Here is an 872-nt window from a genome sequence, read left to right as displayed (position 1 = left end):
AGGGCCCCAACTCGGTATTCGGCGGCAGCGGTACCACCGGCGGCAGCATCAACCAGGTGACCAAGGCGCCTCGCCTGCGTGACTTCACCCAGATCGGCGCCAGCATCGGCACCGACAGCTACCGCCGCTTGACCCTGGACAGCAACCAGACCCTCGACGGCCTGGGTACCGACAGTGCCTTCCGACTCAACCTGATGACGCACGAAAACGACGTGGCCGGCCGCGACGAGATCGACCGCAAGCGTTGGGGCATCGCACCGTCGCTGGCCCTGGGCCTGAGCGAGGACACCCGCCTGACCCTCAGCTACTTCCACCAGACCGACGACATCCTGCCGGACTACGGTGTGCCGGCCATCGATGGCAAGAAGGTCGCCGGGGTGGACCGCGAGAGTTACTTCGGCTGGAAGAACCTGGACAAGGACGACATCAAGACCGACTCCTTCACCATCAAGCTCGAGCACGCCTTCAACGACAGCCTGAGCCTGCAGAACCTCACCCGCTACAGCCAGATCGACCGCAACACGGTGATCTCCGCCTCGCACGTCAACACCACCGGCGTACCGGCCGGCAACTACCTGCCGGCCGGCCCGCAGGCCTATGGGCGTGACGTGAACAGCAAGATGCTGATCAACCAGACCAACCTGCGTGCCGACTTCGACACCTTCGGTCTGCAGCACAGCCTGTCCACCGGGGTGGAAATCTCCCGCGAGGACTACGATCGCCTGACCTACAACCATGGCCTGGGCACCGCGCTCTACCCGACTGGTGGCTACTCGCTGGGCAACCCGCCGGGCTACTGGAACGGTGCAGTCAACAAGACCATGAGCGCGGATACGTCGACCCGCCTCGACAACCAGGCGGTGTACGTGTTC

General features: G+C 64.4%; 1 protein-coding gene. It reads left to right on the top strand.

The features are described from left to right. Positions 1 to 872, top strand: an 872-nt coding sequence (locus tag J0A65_RS24390; RefSeq protein ID WP_416135330.1) for a TonB-dependent receptor, incomplete at both ends; no start/stop codon positions are given.

Source organism: Bowmanella yangjiangensis (assembly GCF_017255015.1).
Classification (GTDB): domain Bacteria; phylum Pseudomonadota; class Gammaproteobacteria; order Enterobacterales; family Alteromonadaceae; genus Bowmanella; species Bowmanella yangjiangensis.
Note: the sequence above shows the minus strand (reverse complement) of the source record. Positions and strands in the feature narration are given on the sequence as shown.